6 protein-coding genes are annotated in these 4,153 nt (G+C 52.4%); 2 read left to right on the top strand and 4 right to left on the bottom strand.

Going from position 1 to position 4,153, the window contains the following annotated elements; genetic code table 11:
- A partial coding sequence (locus tag KH813_RS06160) for a FeoB small GTPase domain-containing protein (RefSeq protein WP_303994476.1) occupies positions 1–299 on the bottom strand: 299 nt, incomplete at its 3' end.
- A 1-nt stretch (position 300) separates the two neighbouring features.
- Positions 301–522: a FeoA family protein gene (locus KH813_RS06155; protein ID WP_303994475.1), complete on the bottom strand. Its 222-nt coding sequence runs from the start codon at positions 520–522 to the stop codon at positions 301–303.
- A 510-nt stretch (positions 523–1,032) separates the two neighbouring features.
- On the opposite strand from KH813_RS06155, the gene KH813_RS06150 reads away from it, so the two are divergent.
- Complete coding sequence (locus KH813_RS06150; RefSeq protein ID WP_303994474.1) at positions 1,033–1,971, top strand: LysR family transcriptional regulator; 939 nt, start codon at positions 1,033–1,035, stop codon at positions 1,969–1,971.
- Between the two features lie 101 nt (positions 1,972–2,072).
- Here the strand turns inward: KH813_RS06150 and KH813_RS06145 are convergent, their stop codons facing one another.
- Together KH813_RS06145 and KH813_RS06140 are read right to left on the bottom strand one after the other, a co-directional pair.
- On the bottom strand, positions 2,073–2,288 hold the full coding sequence (locus tag KH813_RS06145; protein WP_075939103.1) for a hypothetical protein: 216 nt from the start codon (positions 2,286–2,288) through the stop codon (positions 2,073–2,075).
- Positions 2,289–2,416: 128 nt separating this feature from the next.
- Positions 2,417–3,055 (bottom strand): YigZ family protein, encoded by a 639-nt coding sequence (locus KH813_RS06140; protein ID WP_303994473.1) that lies wholly within the window; start codon positions 3,053–3,055, stop codon positions 2,417–2,419.
- 127 nt (positions 3,056–3,182) lie between these two features.
- Here KH813_RS06140 and KH813_RS06135 point away from each other — a divergent pair.
- Positions 3,183–4,153 (top strand): cation-translocating P-type ATPase (locus KH813_RS06135; protein ID WP_303994472.1); only part of this gene is annotated, 971 nt, incomplete at its 3' end.

Below are 4,153 nucleotides of genomic sequence, written 5' to 3'. Positions count from 1 at the left end.
ACAAGATTCAAATTGCGTTCCAACGCGGTCGCGTCACACACGGCGATCACGCAGGCCGGTTGTTCAAAACAGATGTAATCGCGGGCGACTTCCTCTTCTTCGGAATGCGCCAAAAGAGAATAGCAGCCGGGCAGATCGACAAGCTCCAGTCGGCCGTCGGCATCTTCGTAGTAGCCGTGCGCGGTCTCCACCGTTTTACCGGGCCAATTTCCGGTGTGTTGATGTAATCCGGTCAAGGCATTGAAAACGGTGCTTTTGCCGACATTCGGATTGCCGGCGAGGGCGATGGCGGGAGTCATCTCAACAACTCCTTACCGCGATGTGGCGGCTGTCGGTCGCGCGAATCGCGATGACGGTGCCGCGCACCGCAAATGCTTTGGGGTCGCCGAGCGGGCTGATGCCGATGCAGGTGACGCGCGTGCCTTCGATCAGCCCCAAATCCTGCAAACGACGCTTCATGCTCGTTTGCGCAAGTCCCGTGACGATAGCGATATCGCCCGGGCGTAAGTCATCCAGTGTCATACTTTCCTCCGAAAATTTATATGTAAGTGAAAAATACATAAATGTAATGCTGTCCTCGTACCGCGTGGGAACGGACAGAAAAATACCCGGCAGCCGAAGTCGCTGCCGGGATCATCCGGCCGACGGATACGAAACACAACAGAGAAAACGGCGCAGTGAAATGAAAGAACGGATGCCGTTGTGAGTCTGTCATCGCAGAAATACATCCGCAGGCGAAGCAATTCAGTGATTGTGGACAGACAAATATCGGATTTTGAGTTTAATTATCCAATTTAAAAATATTATAGCATGCTTACTATTTTTTCGGGACGGTCAGGCAATGATTTCGGCGCGAAAAGAATAAACGCTCGAGCAAAGGAAAAACGTTATTTATCATCTTTACGTGCTAAAAAATATGTAAAATATATGTTACAATATACTATAATAATGTAAACTAGAGAGGAAGTTTATATTATCAAATAAATATATATTTTAGCGCTAAATATAATAAGTTGGCGCGGAAAGGAAGCCATGGACACTGAGTATTACCGTAATTTTATGGCGATGGTGGACGCGGGCAATATGACGAGTGCTGCGGAGTACCTGCATATTACCCAACCGACATTGAGTAAGCAGCTGCAGCTTTTGGAAAAACGGTTCGAAACAAAACTGGTCGTTGTCGCGCGCGGTCGTCGCCGTTTGCATCTGACGGAAGCCGGGGAAATCTTCTATCAGCGTGCAAAAGAGATTTGTGCTTTAGAGGACTTGGCGGGTGATGAAATGGCAACGGCCACGCAAGAGGTGCGCGGCACCTTGCGTTTCAGCATTTCGCCGGGACGGTCGCCGCGCTTTATTCATCGGGTACTGGCGGGGTTTCACAAAGAATATCCCAACGTGCGCTTTGAACTGAAAGAAGGCATCACGAGTGTGCAGCAGGAGGATCTTCTCGCCGGTGAGACGGATCTCGGGGTATGTCATACGACGTTTCCGCAATCGGAGCAGTTTGAATTTTTATTTACTCGCGCCGAAACACTGACCGTCGTCGGCACGGAAGAGTTACTGCGTCAGGTGCCGATGCAAGGGGCGAGCTTTTCCGATTTACGCGGTATGGCGATCGCCACGTCAGGCAGCGGCGCCGCCATTTTACGGCAGGAAATCGGCGATCCGCAGACGCTTTTTCAATTGGTAGCCGTCTGTACGACCAAAGCATCGGCGCTGGCTTGGGCGCGCACGGAAAATGTAGCGGCCCTCATTCCGGCGGAAGAGGAAGAAGAATTTTGGCCGGGATTGGGCTCCCGAAAGCTGAGCGGTGTCACTCTGAAAAAAGCGATTGTGCGTCCGCGGAATCGACCGCTTTCGCACACCGCGCAAGTGTTTTTACATTACTATGCAAGCGTCTTGGAGGCGGAGAACGCCGACGCTTCTGTGAGCGCCAACGCGGTTGACACGTTGGCGTCTGTATCGGTATAAATTTCGACATAAAAATAACGGCGTCATGACGCCGTTATTTTTGTAGGCAGATTACCCGAGCGGGCAGGCCCGGGTACTTTAAGCGGAGAAAAAAGAGCATGTCAGACATGCGCCACCGGGAATGCATTGTGGTAGTACAGAGCATCCGCGGTTGCCAGCCGTTTTTTTGCGAGATAGCGCCACACGCCTTGCAATGAAAACACTTCTTTGCGTGCCAAGCGCGGTGCGACCATCACGGAACTTTCCATTGTCTCGGTATTCAGACCGGTAGCCGCCGCCAAACGATGGTCTGCGTAATGCTGCCAAAATCTCGACATAAAATCATCTCCTTTCCCTTCCCTAACGGAATTTTCTATTTATAGGATACGAGGAATGGAGAGGGATGTAAAATGAAAGTGTTTTATTGATAACCAAATAAATGCGAATAATTAGCAAAAAAAGTGATTTATTTTATTAAATCATAGTCAATCATTAAAAGACGTTCGGGATCTTTTTGCCAAACGGCTCGCGCCGCGGTCAGTTCCGTCAGATTTTGTTCAAAGGCTGCGGCCGCCGTTGCCGGTACATCTATCGTAAAGCGTACGGTATCCGTAAATTGGCGATTGATAATGATGTAAGGCATGTCTTTCCAGGCGTTTTCCAGCGCGCCCAGAAGATCGTAGGGGATTTGGACCGAGTAACGATGGTGAGCGACATACGCGACGATCGGCGCGGCACTTACGCTTTCCGCGAGAGTTCCCCCGTACGCGCGCGCCAGGCCGCCGGTGCCGAGTTTGATGCCGCCGAAATAGCGCGTCACTACGGCCAGTACATTTGTCATGTCCTTTTGCTGCAACACATGCAGCATGGGACGACCTGCCGTGCCGGCCGGTTCGCCGTCGTCATTGGATTGCTCCTGCAAAGTGCCGGTGGTGCCGAGGCGAAGCCCCGAGCAGTGATGCGTCGCATCGTAGTAGCGTTTGCGAATGGTCGACAACGCGTCTTTGGCTTCCTCCGCATCATTGACGGGAATCAGATCACAGATAAAGCGCGATTTTTTGATGACCGTTTCATAATGAAAAGGTTCTTTGATTGAAAAATACATATGACCTCCGCTATTAGAGTAACTGCATTTTACCATGTAGGCAACTCTTGACAAAAGTGCTATACTAAAGATACATAGAAAATATTCGATGTAATTTCCATCGAAGTTGACGGAAAGAAGGTATAGAATGAAACAAACGTTACGACTTGCCATCACCGGCATGCATTGCGCGGCCTGTTCCGCGCGGATCGAAAAGGTCGTCGGACGCATGGCGGGGGTGCAGGAAGTGGCGGTCAATCTGATCACCGGCCGCGCTCGGCTGGCGTACGATGATCAGACGGTAACCGCCGCCGATATCATTGCCAAAATTGAAAAAAGCGGTTACGGTGCGCATATCGCCGATGCCGCTTGGGAAGATCCGGGGGCGGAGGTGCGAGCGGCGAAACGGCGTTTGCTCATCGCATTCGTTTTCGCCTTGCCGCTGATGATCGGCATGGTTGGCGCGCTTACAGGCTGGTGGCCGATGTTGCCGGGCGTTGCGGAGCTCGTTTTGGCGACGGTCGTGCAATTCGGACCGGGACTTTATTTTTATCGCGGCGCGTGGGGCGCATTGCGCGGCGGCTCGCTCAATATGGACGTGCTCGTGGTCTTGGGAACGACGACGGCGTATCTTTACTCGCTGTATGAACTTTTTGGCGGCGCCGGGCATTTATATTTTGAAACGTCCGCGTGGCTGATTACCTTTATTTTACTCGGTAAATACTTGGAGGCGGCCGCGAAACGCCGTACCGGACAAGCGCTGGAAACATTGCTTGCCGCGGCGCCCGCGCGAGCCCATCGCAAAGACGGGGAAGAAATCACAACCATTGACGCGCATGACGTGACAGTCGGTATGACGCTTTGGGTCAAAGCGGGCGAGCAAGTTCCGGTGGACGGTCAAGTCAGCGAAGGCGCGCCGGAGGTCAATGAAGCGATGTTGACCGGCGAAAGCATGCCGGTACAAAAAACGGTTGGTGATACGGTGACCGGCGGCACGGTGAACGGCGCCACGCCGTTTACGATGACGGCGCAAGCGGTCGGCGCCGATACGGTGCTTTCCCAAATTATTCGCGTTGTAGCGGCGGCGCAGGAATCCAAAGCGCCCATTCAGCGACTGGC

Origin of the sequence: Negativicoccus succinicivorans, from assembly GCF_018373335.1 — a bacterium.
GTDB classification, from domain to species: domain Bacteria; phylum Bacillota; class Negativicutes; order Veillonellales; family Negativicoccaceae; genus Negativicoccus; species Negativicoccus succinicivorans_A.
The sequence above is the reverse complement of the archived record's forward strand: the minus strand, read 5'-3'. Positions and strand labels throughout refer to the sequence as shown.